A 17,358-nucleotide genomic window follows, 5' to 3' on the forward strand; every position below is an offset into this window, starting at 1 on the left:
ATCACATCTCAGGCGCGTTGAGCGTTGATAAAGGACGCCAGCGTGGCGACGGAAAAGAAGTGCTGGCGCATCTCTTCGCTTTCAGCAGAAAGCACCACGCCATACTGGTTTTTCACGGCCAGACCCAGTTCCAGCGCGTCGATAGAGTCGAGACCCAGCCCATCGCCAAACAGCGCGGCATCGGTATCAATATCCTCTGCGGTAAGCTCGTCCAGATTCAGCGTGGTGATAATGAGATTCTTAATTTCAAGATAAAGCGCTTGCATCATTAATTCCTGACAAAGATTGAAGGCCTGATGTTAATCGATGCTGTAGATGCCGGTTTAACTGCCTTGCCGCCAGCGCCGGTTCTTGTTCATTTGCATCGTAAAATTCGTCGATGTTCACGCGGTCGCGGACATCCACGGTGAAGACAGGTTTTTCTGGCGGCACATCATACCAGCGACTTTTTTTATCCAGCAGATGTTCGCTACAGTGGATCAGCACCACCCGCAGATCGCTGTTACAGCGCACGGCGATATTTGCTGCGCCGCGCTGGAGGGAAATAGCTTCACCAGACCGGGTACGTGTGCCTTCCGGGAAGATTAAAAGCGTGTCGCCCTGAGCCAGACGCTGCTGGCTTGCAGCCAGCAGAGGCTCGGCTTCGCTGTTAATCAGGTAATCCGCCGCGCGGATGACGCCGCTGACAAACGGATTGCGCAGCAGCGCGCTTTTCACCAGACAGTCGGTTTCTGGCATCACCGATGCCAGAATCACGTAGTCAATTAACGTGGGGTGGTTAGCCACCACCAGACAACCCCGATCGTTGCGCAGGGCGTCAAGATTGTGAATGCGATAGTCCAGTACCCCGAGGCCACGGGCAACGGTCAGGAAGAAGCGGAAGCTGGCCGCAATGCTGCGCCGCGCAAGGCGACGGCGGTTGATGCGGTCGCGCTGGACGATCAGCAGCAGGTTGAACCATACCAGTGACAGCAGCAGCCCGCCCACGCCAAACAGCACGAAGCAGAATCCGGTCATCACCAGACGCCATAACCAGTTAATTCGGGCAGTCAGGCGGTTCATGCGCGCGTCCATTGCCACAGCAAACGTTCGCCGGGTACCACAAACTGGCGTGCCTCGCTGAGATAGCGTTGCAGGAACATCAGGCTTTGCGAAAGGGCGGGTTCATCCCCCGTGCTGCCGCTGCGGGTTTCACACTGCAATTCCTTGCCGGATTCAATCACCAGCGCCAGCGCATAGGGCCAGGTGGGCATCTGGTGCGGTAACGCCGGGTGGTAAAATTCCGGCAGTGCGCCGTCAAAATCGACCAGCAAGACGCGGGAGTAGCCCGCCTGCAGCAGGCTCAGGACTTCACATAATGCCTGCTGGAAGGTGTCCAGCCCGGCAGAAATGGATGACGAGACGATAGCCTGGCGTGCGGTAATCGTGAGATTGCCCACCGCCGAGTTGTGCACGGACATGGCGAAGTCGGTAGGCGATACGGATTGCCCCGTCGCCAGAGCATGCAGAATACGGTAGTTGCGCTCCAGCTCGCCGTGGCGGCTGGAATAGACGACGGCATCAATGGCGTGGTGTTGTAGCATAGCGAGACCAATGTCCACCGCCAGCTTACTGCCTGAATTGAGGCGGCGCGCGGTCATCATGGGTAAAGCGGTCAGCCGGGGAAGCGGGGCCGCTGGATCGACGGGCAGCTGCAGGCGTGACCACGCCTGCCACTCTGTGGCATCGTTGAGTCCTGGGGCTCTCGCCTGCCAGTCGATAATGTTCAGTGAAAATTTCATCTACGCGCGTCCGCGAAAAAAACCGTATTCAAAGGGCAGACTTGGCCACCCGGGCAGCTAAGCTGCTCTATTGTTCACGTTTGGTGCATATCAGCAGGGTATGACCGACCCCAAGGTTATCCAGACGCTGTTCAACGCTGAAACCTGCGCTCTCCAGGTAACGATAAAACGCCTCTACGCTGTAAAACCGGCTATTGCCATTCGCCATACAGGTGAAATAGAGCGAGGTGGCATTCAGGCTGAAAGAGGCCGCTTCAAACTTCTGGGCATCCCAGAAAAGCTCCATGATGCACAAACGTGCGCCTGGCTTCATGACCTGTGCGACGCGCGTCAGCATGACGATAATCTGATCCGGAGAGAAACAATCCAGAAACTGGCTCATCCACCAGACGTCGGCCTCACCCGGCAAGGCTGCTGGGCTAAGCATATCGACAGCATGGAATCCAATACGATGAGAAAAACCTGCTTTTGCGATGTTTTCCTGCGCCAGCGCTATCTGCTGCGGCAGGTCGAGGATCGTCACGGCAACATTTTCGTCATAGCGGCAGCAGCGTAACGCCCATTTACCCGTATTTCCGCCCACATCGTACAATTTTGTCGGCGAGCTTGCGAATATATATGGCAAAGCGGCGTCAAACGCGGCGTCGGAATAGTAATGATCAAAGGCGAACCAGCTCTCTTTCGCCTGAGCCGGTAATTGGGATAATGCCGGATAGATGGTTGGCCAGTTGCCAAACACCGCTAATCCCGCAGGTTTTTCTTCCTTCAGGGCGTCCGCCAGGTGAAATAGCCCTTTGTAACAAACGTCCTGAGTGAAATCCATATTTACGCGGGTCATTTCATCGTGCAGTAAAAAGTGGCCCACTTTCGCCAGAAAATAACGTCCATGCTGTTGGGTAACGATCCGCCCGCTTAATCCCATATCCAGCAGTACGCTGACGCCATAGCTGCCGAGCGTGCTGTGTTCGGTTATTTCCTCGAGGCTGGCACCCTCTTTACCTTGTTTATCGAGCCAGGCGAGAATGCCTGAGTTACGCAGACAAAGCGCGGTCTGAAATAACATCGGAGCAAAAGCGATGCGTTGCGCTTCGGTAATGGCATCCAGTGCGCTGAGCGTATCCTTTTCGTACATTGCTGCGTAACCTTTCAGGGCAAGAAATAAGGGTTATCGGGCCAAATGCGGCCCGACTTTAGAAAAATATTACAGTGGGGCGCCCGCGGAGAGGTTCAGCTGAATATCGTGGTCGAGGTTATTCACCCAACGGTTATAATTTTTGTGAATTTTACCGTCAGCCGCTTTCAGGTTCATACTGCTTTCGTAGTTAATGGAATAGCTTGTTGCGGAATAAGGAATACGAACGTCGACCGAGTGGTCGCGCGCCTGCAGACGACCTTTGATAACGCCCGGACCGGCTTCCGTCATGATCCAGTCACGTTTTTGTCCTGCTTTCAAAATCGCTGTTTTTACCTGGTCGGCGGTATGACCCGCGCTCACAGTAGAGTGAACCTGAGCGATTGGGGCAGTACGCGCACAGCCTGCCAGTGCGCCAACGAATACGGCGGCAGCACACCATTTAACGATCTTTTTCATCAACAACTCCATATCAATAATAACAATTAAAGGTAGTGGTTTTTACAAATAATATTCATCCGGCGTTTCTTATGTGCCAGATGTTTTTTTAATCAATATTAAGGTTTGCATTACGTTGACGCGAAGGCGGGCATAATAACATGGAAAATAATTAACAATTTCATTTTTTTTAATTTGCGTTAAATCATGATATGCGTTTCAACGTAATGCGACCGACGTAAACAAAAACAGAATTAATATTTCCTTAACGCAAATAAAAATACCGCGACAGGTTATGAACGCGGTAATTTAAGGCGGATTATTGGCGGTTTAAACCTACCTATAAAGGTAGGTCAGCTACCCAGGCAACCGGCTTTTTGGCCTCCCCGGCCCGAGCAGGATCGCCAGCTTGCTGCCGCCTTTAGTGGTTTCCATCCAGATCTTACACACGCTGGTCAGGGGGACCGACAGCAGCATGCCGACCGGGCCCAGCAGCCATCCCCAAATCAGTAAGGATAAAAATACGACCAGCGTCGACATGCCCAGCCGGTGCCCCATCATGCGCGGCTCGAGAATATTGCCCAGCACCATGTGCACGACGAGGAATAACGCGCCGACCAGCATACATTCGTAAAAACCGTTAAACAGAAACGCCTGAATCATCGGCGGTACGGCGGAAAGCACCGCGCCAATATTGGGCACGTAGTTGAGCAGAAAGGCCAGTACGCCCCACATCAGCGCGAACTGCACGTCCATCAGCATCAGCCCCAGCCAGACAATCACCCCGGTCCAGACGCTCAGCAGCGTTTTCAGCGCCAGATATTTTGAGACCCCCTTCAGCGCCCGGTGTAATCCGGCAATGTGAATTTGGGGATTATTCAACGCAAAGCGCAGCTTATAGGGGACGTGGCGGACTTCAAACAGCATAAACACCACCGTCATGACCAGCAGCAGAATGCTGGCCATCGCGCCGGAAAGCCCCGTCATCAGCGTGGTGGCGTAGGTCATGACCTTCTCGGAATCCATCCTGCGCAGCATTCGTTCAGGTGAGATATGCAGATTGAGAAAGGGCACCATCTCCTGCAGCGCCACAATCTTACGCGTCAGCTCTTTGTTGTACTGCGGCAGCATGGTGGAGAATTCGCTCAGCGATGCCGCCAGCACGCCGAAGAGCGCCGTCAGGGCAATCAGCATCACGATGACGACAATGGTGATGGCGACCGGACGGCTGACGCCCCGGCGAAGAAACCAGGTGACCAGAGGATTAAGCACAATGGCAAAAAAGAGCGCCAGCAGGAGCTGGACAATAATGTCAGCGGCAGCATGGATACCCGCAAGGATAACCACCAGACAGGCGAGCTTTAATAAGATGTGTAGTCCTGCTTTGTCGGACGGGTTAGCGATCATGCGTGTTCCTTAAAATGATGACCCGGTAAGTGTAGTGCCCGGGCTTCGCTTCGTCTGGCACCGTTAATCTGAAAGTCGGTGCTGATTTTCTTATTGGGGCGTGGTAATAGTGAAACACTGTTGTAAAAAATCCAGGTAGAACCCCATGCCCGAACCTGCCGCTGAAACGGCACTGAGCGGACTGCGCCTCAATCTGCGCATCGTTTCCGTTGTTATTTTCAACTTTGCCAGCTATCTCACCATCGGCCTGCCGCTGGCGGTCCTGCCGGGCTATGTCCATGACGTGATGGGCTTCAGTGCCTTCTGGGCGGGGCTGGTGATTAGCCTGCAGTATTTCGCGACACTCCTGAGCCGACCGCATGCCGGTCGCTACGCGGACACGTTCGGTCCAAAAAGCATCGTGGTGGTGGGATTGTGCGGCTGCTTCCTCAGTGGCCTGAGCTACCTGCTGGCTGCCTCAGCCAGCCACTGGCCGTTGGTCAGTCTGGCGCTCCTCTGCCTGGGCCGCGTCATCCTCGGCATCGGGCAAAGCCTGGCGGGAACCGGCTCGACGCTGTGGGGCGTGGGGGTTGTCGGTGCGCCGCACATTGGCCGGGTGATCTCCTGGAACGGGATTGTCACCTACGGTGCGATGGCGCTCGGTGCGCCGCTCGGCGTGGCCTGCTATGCGTTTGGCGGGCTGTATGGGCTGGCCGTCACCATCATGGCGGTCGCGCTGCTGGCGATTCTGTTTGCGCTGCCGCGCCCTAAAGTGAAGGCCAGCAAGGGCAAGCCGCTGCCGTTTCGGGCGGTGCTGGGGCGCGTCTGGCCGTACGGCATGGCGCTGGCGCTGGCGACCACCGGCTTCGGTGTGATCGCGACCTTCATTACCCTGTTCTATGACGCCAAAGGCTGGGACGGCGCGGCCTTTGCGTTAACCCTGTTCAGCTGTGCGTTTGTTGGCGCGCGCCTGCTTTTCCCTAACGGCATCAACCGTCTGGGTGGGCTGAACGTGGCGATGATCTGCTTTGCGATAGAGATTGTCGGGCTGCTGCTGACCGGAATAGCGATGGTGCCCTGGGTCGCGAAAGTGGGGGTCTTCCTCGCGGGAGCCGGTTTTTCACTGGTCTTCCCGGCGCTGGGCGTGGTGGCGGTTAAAGCCGTGCCGCCGCAGAATCAGGGCGCCGCGCTGGCGACCTATACGGTGTTTATGGATATGTCGTTAGGCATTACCGGTCCGCTGGCGGGGCTGGTGATGGCCTGGGCAGGCGTGCCGGTGATCTATCTTGCCGCAGCGGGTCTGGTGATCGTGGCCTTGCTGCTGACGTGGCGGCTAAAAAAATGGCCCCCGGTGCAGGCACCGGAGGCCACGTCATCATCGTGAAACGTTACTGGATCACGATGGTGTTAATGATGTTTTCAGCAGCCGTCTGCGCTTTCTGCTGATCTTCCGCTGGCAGGGTGATCTGCAGGGTCAGGAGTTTGTTATCGACCTTGCCCAGCACGACAGAGGAGTAAGCGGTCTGGCCTTTCGCAGAGATGATGCTGTCCAGCTGCTGCAGCTTATGGCCTTTCAACTCGATGGATTTATTGGTCACGACCTGCAGTTGCGGGTCGCGGCCGCGCTGCTGATCTTCCAGACGTTTGGACAGGACGGCCAGATCTTCGCTGGTGTCGTCGCCCACAATCACAATGACCGCTTTCTGCCCGGTTGCGTCGGAGTAAACGTGCATGTTGTTCGCCTGAGTGCCCAGCTTGCCGCTCTGGTCAGTCATATCGGCTGGCAGAGAGAAGCTGAGTTTGCCATCCATCAGATTCACCGGCTGGCCGGTCGCATTGCTTTCTGCGGATGCGCCCTGAGCAGGCGTTTTCGTGTCGCTGTTATCACAGGCTGCAAGACCCACAACCAGCAGGCCAATCCCGACATATTTAACCAGATTGCGCATTGACTTCTTCCTTTCGATAAACGGCCATAACGGCTCATTCGTTCATCTTATCACAACTGATAAAGCGAACCCTTAACCTGCCTGCAATGCCGTGATTTCAGATTTATCTGCCAGCCTTTTCAGCAGCATATTCAGCAGCACGCCGTACATGGGCAGGAAGAAGACAATGCTGATGAGCACCTTAAAGCAGTAGTCCACCAGCGCGATTTCCATCCAGTGTTCGGCCATAAACGCATCCGGGCTACGCCAGAAGGCGATGAAGAAGAAGGCCAGCGTATCGCTCACGTTACCGAACAGCGTGGAGGCGGTGGGCGCCATCCACCAGCGATGATTCTGACGCAGGCGGTTAAACACGTGTACGTCCAGAATCTGCCCCAGCGCGTAGGCCATAAAGCTTGCTGCGGCGATACGGGCGACAAACAGGTTGAAGTGGGTTAACGCCTCAAAACCCTGCCAGCTTCCCATATAAAACAGGGACGAAACCCCGTACGAGATGAACAACGCCGGGAGCATGACCGCAAAAATAATGCGGCGAGCCAGCGGTGCGCCAAAGATACGCACGGTCAGATCGGTGGCGAGGAAAATAAACGGGAAACTGAACGCGCCCCAGGTGGTATGAAAACCAAAGATGGAGATAGGGAGCTGCACCAGATAGTTGCTGGAGGTGATCACCAGCAAATGGAAAAGCGAAAGCCAGAACAACGCTTTTACGCGCTGAGATTCAGAAAACTGCGTCATATTGTGACCTTTTTATACGTTGGGGTGAGGGAACCCAATAAAAACCGCAGCATGATACTGCTTTGGCAGGACATTGCAATGGTTAGTTTTTACGCAATCGTTAACCTGGTTTGCATTGATCGCAACCGGGCGTAAACTACAGCCGTTTTTACCTGACCGAGAAGATCATGACCGACCTGTTTTCCAGCCCAGACCACACCCTTGATGCCCAGGGCCTTCGCTGCCCGGAACCGGTAATGATGGTACGTAAAACCGTGCGCAACATGCAGACCGGTGAAACGCTGCTGATCATCGCCGACGACCCGGCCACGACCCGCGACATTCCCGGTTTTTGTACCTTTATGGAGCATGAGCTGGTAGCACAGCAGACTGAGGCGCTGCCGTATCGGTATTTGATTCGTAAGGGATAGGTAGGCGGCCTCTGCGGCCTGATGCCCTCACCCTGTGTGCCGAGGGTTCCCCACAAATAATGCCTGCACGGACGACCCCCTCTCCCTAGAGGGAGAGGGCAGGGGTGAGGGGGAACATACGGCTGTGGAGGTCATTCCGTTCACTTTATGTTCCTTGCTACTCTGTAACGACATGACCGGTGAACGTGCCAGGGTGGCTCAATCGCCACCACCCTGGCGACCCGGGCTCCCGGCGGTAAATCGCCGCTTCGCGGTCCCCTCAGCTTATTCCTTCAGGCTATCGGGTCGGGCATGAGCCTGCATCCCTGCAGGCCACGCCCTCTCGGCGCATCCTTGCGCCTCGCCCCGGCCTTACGGAAACGCTTCGGCGATTTACAGCCGGACCAGGGTGTCGCTGTAAGTCATTAATTTTGCCGAAGAAACGTTCATCGCTTCAGGTCAAAAAATGACTGGGGATCCTTCAGCCCACAGAGAGAGGGAGAACGTCATCCCTTCATCCACGCCCGGATCCCGTCCAGGAACATCTGCGTTGCCATCATGACCAGAATCAGCCCCATCAGGCGTTCCAGCGCGTTTACCCCTTTTTCGCCCAGCAGGCGCAGGAATAGGGACGACTGCAGCAGGATAATGAACGTCCCGCCCCAGGCAATCAGCAGGGCAATCACCAGATGGCTCATCTGATTCGGATACTGATGCGACAGCAGCATCAGCGTGGCCAGAATGGTCGGGCCCGCGACGAGGGGGATCGCCAGCGGCACAATAAATGGCTCTTCACCCGCAGGCAGGCCGCTGCTGCTGCCTTCCGCGCTCGGGAAAATCATCTTAATGGCAATCAGGAACAGAATAATCCCGCCGGAAATCGACACGGTTTCGGCACGCAGGTTCAGGAATGCGAGAATTTTTTCACCCGCAAACAGGAAGATAAACATCACCAGCAGGGCGATGAGCAGCTCGCGGATCATGATCGCCCGGCGACGCTTCGGCTCGGTGTGTTTTAGCACCGACATGAAGATGGGCAGGTTGCCCAGGGGATCCATAATAAGGATCAATAAAACCGCGGCGGAAATGATTTCACTCATGTAAATTATCCCTGAAACTCTCTAAGGTTATTATGATAATTAGCTGTATTTCTGATTGCCGGGCAATCATCGATTAATTTCGCTTGCGACTTTGGCAGCATTTTGTAATGTGAAGCATATCCCAGTTCAATACTGGCTTGCACAATCAGCACACACCCTCAGCAGGAAAAAAATGCTATGAAAAACGTTGGTTTTATCGGCTGGCGCGGTATGGTCGGCTCTGTACTCATGCAACGCATGGTTGAAGAGCGCGATTTCGACGCTATCCGCCCGGTCTTCTTCTCCACTTCTCAGCTCGGCCAGGCTGCTCCGTCCTTTGGTGGTACCACAGGCACGTTGCAGGATGCTTACGATCTGGAAGCGCTGAAGGCGCTCGACATTATTGTGACCTGCCAGGGCGGCGATTATACCAACGAAATCTATCCAAAGCTGCGTGAAAGCGGCTGGCAGGGCTACTGGATTGACGCGGCCTCGTCGCTGCGCATGAAAGACGATGCCATCATCATTCTCGACCCGGTTAACCAGGGCGTGATCACCGATGGCCTGAACAACGGCGTGAAAACTTTTGTTGGCGGTAACTGCACCGTCAGCCTGATGCTGATGTCCCTCGGCGGCCTGTTCGCGCAGGATCTGGTGGAGTGGGTCTCCGTGGCGACCTACCAGGCGGCGTCCGGCGGCGGTGCGCGTCACATGCGCGAGCTGCTGACCCAGATGGGCCAACTGCATCAGAGCGTTGCGACCGAGCTGGCAAACCCGGCATCCGCTATTCTGGATATCGAGCGTAAAGTGACCCAACTGACCCGCAGCGGCGAACTGCCGGTGGATAACTTTGGCGTACCGCTGGCCGGTGGCCTGATCCCGTGGATCGACAAGCAGCTGGATAACGGCCAGACCCGCGAAGAGTGGAAAGGCCAGGCTGAGACCAACAAAATCCTCAATACCGCGAACACCATTCCGGTTGACGGTCTTTGCGTACGTATCGGCGCACTGCGCTGCCACAGCCAGGCCTTCACCATTAAACTGAAAAAAGATGTGTCTATTCCGACCGTGGAAGAGCTGCTGGCCGCGCACAACCCGTGGGCGAAAGTGGTACCAAACGATCGCGATATCACTATGCGCGAGCTGACCCCGGCAGCGGTAACCGGCACGTTGACCACGCCGGTTGGCCGTCTGCGTAAGCTGAACATGGGGCCGGAGTATCTCTCCGCGTTCACCGTCGGTGACCAGCTCCTGTGGGGCGCCGCCGAACCGCTGCGCCGCATGCTGCGCCAGCTGGCGTAATAATTTGTTAAATACCAGGGGTGATTTTCACCCCTTTTTTTTGCGTACTACATGGAGTAACACGCGTATGTCTTATTTTTTATCAGGAGTCATCTAGAGCGTTGGCTATGCTTTAAGGAAGAGTCATTTCTTACCTGAGGTTCGAGCGGAGCAGAATGGATGCACATTTTTGTGCTGTCCCGTTCAGGTCACATTAAAAGTCGTCCCGGAGCGCTTAAAAAGGACGACATAAAAAACAGGATGAATACCATGTCCGATCGTGTGGATAGAGACGTGATTAATGCGCTTATTGCGGGTCATTTCGCTGACCCCTTTTCTGTGCTTGGGATGCACCGTACTGAGGCCGGTCTGGAAGTTCGGGCACTGTTACCGGATGCCACAGAAGTCTGGGTGATTGAACCCAAAACCGGCCGCAAGGTCGGTAACCTTGAATGCCTCGATTCCCGTGGCTTCTTCTCGGGCGTGATGCCCCGTCGTAAAAATCCTTTTCGCTATCAGCTCGCCGTTCTCTGGCACGGTCAGCAAAACCTGATTGACGATCCCTACAGCTTTGGTCCTCTGCTTAAAGAGATGGATGCCTGGCTGCTCTCCGAAGGGACGCATCTTCGCCCTTATGAAACGCTGGGTGCCCATGCCGATACCATGGACGGCATTACCGGCACGCGGTTCTCCGTGTGGGCGCCCAATGCCCAGCGTGTCTCCGTTGTCGGACAGTTCAACTACTGGGATGGCCGCCGCCACCCGATGCGCCTGCGTCGGGAAACCGGCATCTGGGAGCTGTTTATCCCCGGGGCGCACCACGGGCAGCTTTATAAATTCGAGATGATTGACGCCCACGGCAAGCTGCGCATTAAAGCCGACCCGTATGCCTTCGAAGCGCAGATGCGCCCGGATACCGCATCGCTGATTTGCGGCCTGCCGGAGAAGGTCGTTCAGACGGAGGAGCGTAAACAGGCTAACCGCTTTGATGCGCCGATCTCCGTCTATGAAGTCCATCTCGGCTCCTGGCGTCGCCACACCGATAACAACTTCTGGCTCAGCTACCGGGAGCTTGCCGACCAGCTGGTCCCGTACGCCAAATGGATGGGCTTTACCCACCTGGAGCTGCTGCCGGTCAACGAGCACCCGTTCGACGGGAGCTGGGGCTATCAGCCCACCGGGCTGTATGCGCCGACCCGCCGATTCGGCACCCGCGACGACTTCCGCTATTTCATTGATGCCGCGCACGCCGCCGGGCTGAATGTGATCCTCGACTGGGTGCCGGGTCATTTCCCGGCGGATGATTTCGCGCTGGCAGAGTTTGACGGCACGAAGCTGTACGAGCACAGCGATCCGCGCGAAGGCTATCACCAGGACTGGAACACGCTGATCTACAACTACGGTCGCCGTGAGGTCTCAAACTACCTGGTCGGGAATGCCCTGTACTGGATCGAGCGGTTTGGCATCGATGCCCTGCGCGTGGATGCGGTGGCGTCGATGATCTACCGCGACTACAGCCGCAAAGAGGGGGAGTGGATCCCGAACGAGTTTGGCGGCCGCGAAAACCTGGAAGCGATTGAATTCCTGCGTAATACCAACCGCATTATCGGCGAGCAGGTGGACGGTGCCGTGACCATGGCGGAAGAGTCCACCGACTTTGCGGGCGTCTCCCGTCCGCCGTCATTGGGCGGCCTGGGGTTCTGGTATAAGTGGAACCTGGGCTGGATGCACGACACGCTCGATTACATGAAGCTGGATCCGGTTCACCGTAAGTATCATCACGATAAGCTGACGTTCGGGATGCTCTACAACTACACCGAAAACTTCATGCTGCCGCTGTCGCACGATGAGGTGGTACACGGTAAAAAATCAATTCTCGACCGCATGCCGGGCGACGCGTGGCAGAAGTTTGCCAACCTGCGCGCCTATTACGGCTGGATGTTTGCCTTCCCGGGCAAGAAACTGCTGTTCATGGGCAATGAGTTCGCCCAGGGGCGCGAGTGGAACCACGACGCCAGCCTCGACTGGCATCTGCTGGAAGGCGGCGACAACTGGCACCACGGGGTGCAGCGTCTGGTACGCGATCTGAACCTGACCTATCGCCACCACAAAGCGCTGCACGAGCTCGACTTCGATCCGTACGGCTTTGAATGGCTGGTGGTGGACGACCATGAGCGCTCGGTGTTTGTCTTTGTGCGTCGTGACAAGGCGGGTAACGAGATCATCGTCGCCAGCAACTTCACCCCGGTGCCGCGTGAACACTACCGCTTCGGCATTAACCAGCCGGGCAAATGGCGTGAAATTCTGAATACCGACTCAATGCACTACCACGGCAGCAACGCCGGTAACGGTGGGCTGGTACAGAGCGACGCCATTGAAAGCCACGGGCGACCCAACTCCCTGAGCCTGACGTTGCCGCCGCTTGGCACCATCTGGCTGATGCGGGAGGGCGAATGACGCAGCTTACGGCAGGTAAACCCGAACCGCTCGGGGCGCGTTTTGACGGAAAAGGGGTGAACTTCACCCTCTTTTCCGCTCACGCTGAGCGGGTAGAACTGTGCGTGTTTGACGGGGAAGGTAACGAGCACCGTTACGATTTACCCGCGCGCACGGGGGATACCTGGCACGGCTACCTGGCCGGCGGGCGGCCCGGCATGCACTACGGCTTTCGCGTTCACGGTCCGTGGGATCCCGCGCAGGGTCACTGGTTTAACCCGGCGAAGCTGTTGATTGACCCGTGCGCGCACCGCGTGGACGGCGAATTTAAAGATGACCCGCTCTTCCACGTGGGCTACGGCGAGCCTGACCACCGCGACAGCGCGCCCGTCGCGCCAAAAAGCGTGGTGGTGAACGATCTTTATGACTGGGAAGACGATGCCCCGCCGCAGACGCCGTGGGGCAAGACCGTCATTTATGAAGCCCACGTCAAAGGGCTGACGTACCTGCATCCGTCGATCCCCAAAGAGATGCGCGGCACCTACAAGGCGCTCGGGCATCCCACTATGATCGCCTACCTGAAACACCTCGGCATCACCGCTCTGGAACTGCTCCCCGTTGCCCATTTTGCCAGCGAGCCGCGCCTGCAGCGGCTGGGGCTGAGCAACTACTGGGGCTACAACCCGCTGGCGATGTTCGCGCTCGAACCGCGCTATGCCGTCCATCCGGAAAAGGCGCGGGACGAGTTCCGAGATGCGGTGAAGGCGCTCCACGCGGCGGGCATTGAGGTCATCCTGGACGTGGTACTGAACCACAGCGCCGAAAGCGATCTCGATGGCCCGACGCTCTCCATGCGCGGAATTGATAACCGTAGCTATTATTGGATCAGGCAGGATGGCGATTACGAGAACTGGACCGGCTGCGGCAACACGCTCAATCTCAGCCATCCGGCGGTCACGCATTTTGCGTATGAATGCCTGAAATACTGGGTAGAGACGTACCACGTCGACGGTTTTCGTTTCGACCTGGCGCCGGTGATGGGGCGCACGCCAGCGTTCAGCCAGCAGGCGCCGCTGTTTGAGGCGATAAAAAACTGCCCGGTGCTCTCGCAGGTGAAGCTCATTGCCGAGCCGTGGGACATCGGTGAAGGCGGTTATCAGGTCGGGAATTTCCCGCCGCTGTTTGCCGAGTGGAACGACCACTACCGCGACGCCGTGCGCCGCTTCTGGCTGGAGCGGAACCTGTCGCTGGGGGAATTTGCCGGGCGCTTTGCCGCGTCGAGCGATCTCTTTAAGCGCGACGGCAAACGCCCGTCGGCCACCGTCAATCTGTTGACGGCGCACGACGGTTTTACGCTCAGGGACTGCGTTTGTTTCAATCAGAAACACAATGAGGCGAACGGCGAAGAGAATCGCGATGGCACTAACAATAACCATAGCTTCAATCATGGTATAGAAGGGTTAGGCGGAAGTCTGGATGTGATAGAGCGGCGACGCGCCAGCGTTCATGCGCTGCTGACAACGCTTTTACTGTCGCAGGGCACGCCGATGCTGCTGGCAGGTGACGAGCATGGTCATAGCCAGCACGGTAACAACAACGCCTATTGCCAGGACAACACCTTAACCTGGCTCGACTGGGGGGAAGCCAACAGCGGGCTGATTCATTTTACCGCTGCGCTGATCCATCTTCGCCAGCAGATCCCCGCGCTGACCGCCAACAGCTGGTGGGAAGAGGGTGACGGCAACGTTCGCTGGCTGAATAAAGACGCGCAACCGTTAAGCGCGCAAGAGTGGCAACACGGCGTACCACGCCTGCAAATCCTGCTGTCGGATAAATGGCTGGTCACGCTGAACGCGACGGATGACGTCGCAGAGATTGTTTTACCTGAAGGGGAATGGCGCGCCGTTCCTCCCTTTGCCGGAGCGGATAATCCGGTAGTAATGGCTGTCTGGCACGGGCCTGCGCACGGAGTGTGCGTATTCCAAAGATGATAAAAAAGGAGTTAGTCATGGTTAGATTAGAGAAGAACGATCCCTTAATGTTGGCACGCCAGCTACCATTAAAAACGGTTGCCCTGATACTTGCGGGCGGGCGTGGTACCCGTCTGAAAGATTTGACCATCAAGCGCGCCAAACCGGCTGTTCACTTTGGTGGTAAGTTCCGTATCATCGACTTTGCGCTCTCCAACTGCCTGAACTCGGGCATTCGCCGCATCGGCGTTATTACGCAGTATCAGTCGCACACGCTGGTTCAGCATATCCAGCGCGGCTGGTCATTCTTCAGCGAAGAGATGAACGAGTTTGTCGATCTCCTTCCTGCGCAGCAACGCGTCCACGGCGAAAACTGGTATCGCGGGACAGCGGATGCGGTGACCCAGAACCTCGACATCATTCGTCGCTACAACGCGGAATACATCGTGATCCTCGCCGGGGATCACATCTACAAGCAAGATTACTCCCACATGCTGATCGACCACGTCGAAAAAGGGGCGCGCTGCACCGTGGCGTGTCTGCCTGTGCCCGTTGCTGAAGCGACGGCGTTTGGCGTCATGCACGTGGATGCGGACGACAAAATTATCGACTTCGTTGAAAAACCGGCGAACCCGCCAACCATGCCGGGCGATGACACCAAATCACTCGCCAGCATGGGGATCTATGTCTTTGACGCAGATTATCTTTATGAGCTGCTGGAAGAAGACGACAAAGACGAACACTCCAGCCATGACTTCGGTAAAGACATCATTCCGAAAATCACGAAAGCTGGCATGGCGTATGCACATCCTTTCCCGCTGTCCTGCGTGCAGTCCGACCCGAATGCGGAACCCTACTGGCGCGATGTGGGCACGCTGGAAGCGTACTGGAAAGCGAACCTCGATCTGGCATCGGTCACGCCAGAACTGGATATGTACGACCAGAACTGGCCGATTCGTACCCATATGGAGTCGCTGCCGCCGGCCAAGTTCGTCCAGGACCGCTCCGGCAGCCACGGTATGACGCTGAACTCGCTGGTGTCCGGCGGGTGCATTATCTCCGGTTCGGTGGTGGTGCAGTCGGTGCTGTTCCCGCGTGTGCGGATAAATTCATTCTGTAATATCGATTCGGCAGTCTTGTTGCCGGATGTCTGGGTAGGGCGCTCGTGTCGTCTGCGTCGTTGCGTGATCGACCGTGCCTGCGTCATCCCTGAAGGGATGGTTATTGGGGAGAATGCGGAAGAAGACGCGCGTCGTTTCTACCGTTCGGAAGAGGGGATCGTGTTAGTCACACGGGAAATGTTGCGGAAGCTGCAGATCAAACAGGAGCGATGATGCAGGTTTTACACGTATGTTCTGAGATGTTCCCGTTATTAAAAACGGGCGGACTGGCAGATGTGCTTGGCGCATTACCGGCGGCGCAAATCGCCGGAGGCGTGGATACCCGAGTCCTGCTGCCCGCCTTTCCGGATATCCGGCGCGGTATACCCGATGCGAAAGTGGTGACCCGCCGTGAAACGTTTGCCGGACGCATTACCCTGCTGTTTGGACATTACAATGGCGTAGGGATTTACCTGATCGACGCGCCGCATTTATACGATCGCCCGGGCAGCCCGTATCATGATACGAACCTGTTCGCCTACACCGACAACGTGCTGCGCTTTGCGCTGCTCGGCTGGGTCGGTGCCGAAATGGCGACGGGGCTGGATCCGTTCTGGCGGCCGGATGTGGTGCATGCACACGACTGGCACGCCGGGCTTGCCCCGGCGTATCTCGCCGCGCGCGGCCACCCGGCGAAATCGGTCTTTACCGTGCATAACCTGGCGTATCAGGGGATGTACTACGCCCATCACATGAATGACATCGATCTGCCATGGTCGTTCTTTAACATGCACGGTCTGGAGTTTAACGGGCAGATCTCGTTCCTGAAGGCGGGGCTGTACTACGCCGATCACATCACGGCGGTGAGCCCAACCTACGCGCGTGAGATCACCCAGCCGGCGTTTGGCTACGGCATGGAAGGGTTGCTGCAGCAGCGCCATCGCGAAGGCCGCCTGTCGGGCATCCTGAACGGCGTGGATGAACAGATCTGGAGCCCGGAAACCGATCTCCTGCTGGCGGCGCGCTACGGTCGTGATTCCGTGGAAGACAAAGCGGAGAACAAACGCCAGCTGCAGATTGCGATGGGCCTGAAGGTGAACGACAAAGTGCCGCTGTTCGCCGTCGTGAGCCGCCTGACCAGCCAGAAAGGGCTGGATCTGGTGCTGGAGGCGCTGCCCGGTTTACTGGAGCAGGGCGGACAGCTGGCGCTGCTCGGCGCGGGCGACCCGGTGCTGCAGGAAGGTTTCCTTGCCGCCGCCGCGGAACACCCGGGGCAGGTGGGCGTGCAGATTGGCTACCACGAAGCGTTCTCGCACCGCATTATGGGCGGCGCGGACGTCATTCTGGTGCCAAGCCGTTTCGAACCCTGCGGCCTGACGCAGCTGTACGGCCTGAAATACGGCACCCTGCCGCTGGTACGCCGCACGGGCGGGCTGGCGGATACCGTATCCGACAGCTCTCTGGAAAACCTGGCGGACGGTATCGCCAGCGGATTTGTCTTTGAGGACAGTAATGCCTGGTCGCTGCTTCGGGCGATTCGGCGTGCTTTCGTCTTGTGGTCCCGTCCATCGCTGTGGCGTTACGTACAACGTCAGGCGATGTCCATGGACTTTAGCTGGCATGTCGCGGCGCAGTCATACCGCGATCTCTATCAACGCTTGATGTAACGAGGCGAAGTTACT

16 protein-coding genes are annotated in these 17,358 nt (G+C 57.0%); 7 read left to right on the forward strand and 9 right to left on the reverse strand.

Going from position 1 to position 17,358, the window contains the following annotated elements:
* Positions 1-8: 8 nt before the first annotated feature.
* The 6 genes from ACMGGE_RS18205 to ACMGGE_RS18230 all read right to left on the reverse strand — a co-directional run bounded on the left by ACMGGE_RS18205 (position 9) and on the right by ACMGGE_RS18230 (position 4,758).
* The gene (locus ACMGGE_RS18205; RefSeq protein WP_008503081.1) at positions 9-266 is read right to left on the reverse strand and encodes a phosphopantetheine-binding protein; all 258 of its coding nucleotides are present in this window, start codon (positions 264-266) and stop codon (positions 9-11) included.
* Positions 247-1,062, reverse strand: a complete 816-nt coding sequence (locus ACMGGE_RS18210; protein WP_420294020.1) for a lysophospholipid acyltransferase family protein — start codon at positions 1,060-1,062, stop codon at positions 247-249. The genes ACMGGE_RS18205 and ACMGGE_RS18210 overlap by 20 nt, the downstream gene beginning before the upstream one ends.
* Entirely contained in the window at positions 1,059-1,781 is a 723-nt protein-coding gene (locus ACMGGE_RS18215; RefSeq protein WP_252077845.1) for a beta-ketoacyl synthase chain length factor, read from the reverse strand. Before ACMGGE_RS18215 ends, ACMGGE_RS18210 begins: the two co-directional genes overlap by 4 nt.
* 67 nt (positions 1,782-1,848) lie before the next feature.
* A complete protein-coding gene (locus ACMGGE_RS18220) occupies positions 1,849-2,913 on the reverse strand; it encodes a class I SAM-dependent methyltransferase (RefSeq protein WP_045909023.1) in 1,065 nt (354 codons plus the stop codon).
* Between the two features lie 69 nt (positions 2,914-2,982).
* The gene (locus ACMGGE_RS18225) at positions 2,983-3,372 is read right to left on the reverse strand and encodes a hypothetical protein (RefSeq protein WP_045909022.1); all 390 of its coding nucleotides are present in this window, start codon (positions 3,370-3,372) and stop codon (positions 2,983-2,985) included.
* Between the two features lie 336 nt (positions 3,373-3,708).
* Positions 3,709-4,758, reverse strand: a complete 1,050-nt coding sequence (locus ACMGGE_RS18230; protein ID WP_045909021.1) for an AI-2E family transporter — start codon at positions 4,756-4,758, stop codon at positions 3,709-3,711.
* 145 nt (positions 4,759-4,903) lie between these two features.
* On the opposite strand from ACMGGE_RS18230, the gene ACMGGE_RS18235 reads away from it, so the two are divergent.
* On the forward strand, positions 4,904-6,121 hold the full coding sequence (locus tag ACMGGE_RS18235; protein ID WP_063622752.1) for an MFS transporter: 1,218 nt from the start codon (positions 4,904-4,906) through the stop codon (positions 6,119-6,121).
* A 4-nt stretch (positions 6,122-6,125) separates the two neighbouring features.
* Here ACMGGE_RS18235 and ACMGGE_RS18240 read toward each other — a convergent pair whose 3' ends face one another.
* Both ACMGGE_RS18240 and ACMGGE_RS18245 read right to left on the reverse strand, forming a co-directional pair.
* Positions 6,126-6,683 carry a DcrB family lipoprotein gene (locus ACMGGE_RS18240; RefSeq protein ID WP_008503073.1) on the reverse strand — a complete coding sequence of 186 codons (558 nt, stop codon included), beginning with the start codon at positions 6,681-6,683 and terminating at the stop codon, positions 6,126-6,128.
* Positions 6,684-6,755: 72 nt separating this feature from the next.
* Positions 6,756-7,421, reverse strand: a complete 666-nt coding sequence (locus ACMGGE_RS18245) for a 7-cyano-7-deazaguanine/7-aminomethyl-7-deazaguanine transporter (RefSeq protein ID WP_008503072.1) — start codon at positions 7,419-7,421, stop codon at positions 6,756-6,758.
* A 167-nt stretch (positions 7,422-7,588) separates the two neighbouring features.
* Between ACMGGE_RS18245 and tusA the strand changes: the two genes are divergently transcribed.
* A complete protein-coding gene (tusA, locus tag ACMGGE_RS18250; RefSeq protein WP_008503071.1) occupies positions 7,589-7,831 on the forward strand; it encodes a sulfurtransferase TusA in 243 nt (80 codons plus the stop codon).
* A gap of 485 nt (positions 7,832-8,316) precedes the next feature.
* Here the strand turns inward: tusA and yhgN are convergent, their stop codons facing one another.
* Positions 8,317-8,910: an NAAT family transporter YhgN gene (yhgN, locus tag ACMGGE_RS18255; protein WP_003861574.1), complete on the reverse strand. Its 594-nt coding sequence runs from the start codon at positions 8,908-8,910 to the stop codon at positions 8,317-8,319.
* A gap of 177 nt (positions 8,911-9,087) precedes the next feature.
* On the opposite strand from yhgN, the gene asd reads away from it, so the two are divergent.
* The 5 genes from asd to glgA all read left to right on the forward strand — a co-directional run bounded on the left by asd (position 9,088) and on the right by glgA (position 17,343).
* A complete protein-coding gene (asd, locus tag ACMGGE_RS18260; RefSeq protein ID WP_024908885.1) occupies positions 9,088-10,191 on the forward strand; it encodes an aspartate-semialdehyde dehydrogenase in 1,104 nt (367 codons plus the stop codon).
* Between the two features lie 249 nt (positions 10,192-10,440).
* Positions 10,441-12,627, forward strand: coding sequence for a 1,4-alpha-glucan branching enzyme (gene glgB / locus ACMGGE_RS18265; protein WP_045416955.1), 2,187 nt, complete (start codon positions 10,441-10,443; stop codon positions 12,625-12,627).
* Positions 12,624-14,597, forward strand: coding sequence for a glycogen debranching protein GlgX (gene glgX / locus ACMGGE_RS18270; RefSeq protein WP_420294021.1), 1,974 nt, complete (start codon positions 12,624-12,626; stop codon positions 14,595-14,597). The genes glgB and glgX overlap by 4 nt, the downstream gene beginning before the upstream one ends.
* A 17-nt stretch (positions 14,598-14,614) precedes the next feature.
* On the forward strand, positions 14,615-15,910 hold the full coding sequence (gene glgC / locus ACMGGE_RS18275; RefSeq protein WP_013099110.1) for a glucose-1-phosphate adenylyltransferase: 1,296 nt from the start codon (positions 14,615-14,617) through the stop codon (positions 15,908-15,910).
* Positions 15,910-17,343 carry a glycogen synthase GlgA gene (glgA, locus tag ACMGGE_RS18280; protein ID WP_008503065.1) on the forward strand — a complete coding sequence of 478 codons (1,434 nt, stop codon included), beginning with the start codon at positions 15,910-15,912 and terminating at the stop codon, positions 17,341-17,343. Before glgC ends, glgA begins: the two co-directional genes overlap by 1 nt.
* The last annotated feature ends 15 nt before the right edge of the window (positions 17,344-17,358 follow it).

Source organism: Enterobacter sp. BNK-22 (assembly GCF_048684805.1).
In the GTDB taxonomy this organism is placed as follows: Bacteria; Pseudomonadota; Gammaproteobacteria; order Enterobacterales; family Enterobacteriaceae; genus Enterobacter; species Enterobacter quasiroggenkampii.

Coding starts and splice junctions, on each gene's coding strand:
- ACMGGE_RS18205 (WP_008503081.1), bottom strand. CDS start 266: ATGCAAGCGCTTTATCTTGAAATTAAGAATCTCATTATCACCACGCTG.
- ACMGGE_RS18210 (WP_420294020.1), bottom strand. CDS start 1,062: ATGAACCGCCTGACTGCCCGAATTAACTGGTTATGGCGTCTGGTGATG.
- ACMGGE_RS18215 (WP_252077845.1), bottom strand. CDS start 1,781: ATGAAATTTTCACTGAACATTATCGACTGGCAGGCGAGAGCCCCAGGA.
- ACMGGE_RS18220 (WP_045909023.1), bottom strand. CDS start 2,913: ATGTACGAAAAGGATACGCTCAGCGCACTGGATGCCATTACCGAAGCG.
- ACMGGE_RS18225 (WP_045909022.1), bottom strand. CDS start 3,372: ATGAAAAAGATCGTTAAATGGTGTGCTGCCGCCGTATTCGTTGGCGCA.
- ACMGGE_RS18230 (WP_045909021.1), bottom strand. CDS start 4,758: ATGATCGCTAACCCGTCCGACAAAGCAGGACTACACATCTTATTAAAG.
- ACMGGE_RS18235 (WP_063622752.1), top strand. CDS start 4,904: ATGCCCGAACCTGCCGCTGAAACGGCACTGAGCGGACTGCGCCTCAAT.
- ACMGGE_RS18240 (WP_008503073.1), bottom strand. CDS start 6,683: ATGCGCAATCTGGTTAAATATGTCGGGATTGGCCTGCTGGTTGTGGGT.
- ACMGGE_RS18245 (WP_008503072.1), bottom strand. CDS start 7,421: ATGACGCAGTTTTCTGAATCTCAGCGCGTAAAAGCGTTGTTCTGGCTT.
- tusA (WP_008503071.1), top strand. CDS start 7,589: ATGACCGACCTGTTTTCCAGCCCAGACCACACCCTTGATGCCCAGGGC.
- yhgN (WP_003861574.1), bottom strand. CDS start 8,910: ATGAGTGAAATCATTTCCGCCGCGGTTTTATTGATCCTTATTATGGAT.
- asd (WP_024908885.1), top strand. CDS start 9,088: ATGAAAAACGTTGGTTTTATCGGCTGGCGCGGTATGGTCGGCTCTGTA.
- glgB (WP_045416955.1), top strand. CDS start 10,441: ATGTCCGATCGTGTGGATAGAGACGTGATTAATGCGCTTATTGCGGGT.
- glgX (WP_420294021.1), top strand. CDS start 12,624: ATGACGCAGCTTACGGCAGGTAAACCCGAACCGCTCGGGGCGCGTTTT.
- glgC (WP_013099110.1), top strand. CDS start 14,615: ATGGTTAGATTAGAGAAGAACGATCCCTTAATGTTGGCACGCCAGCTA.
- glgA (WP_008503065.1), top strand. CDS start 15,910: ATGCAGGTTTTACACGTATGTTCTGAGATGTTCCCGTTATTAAAAACG.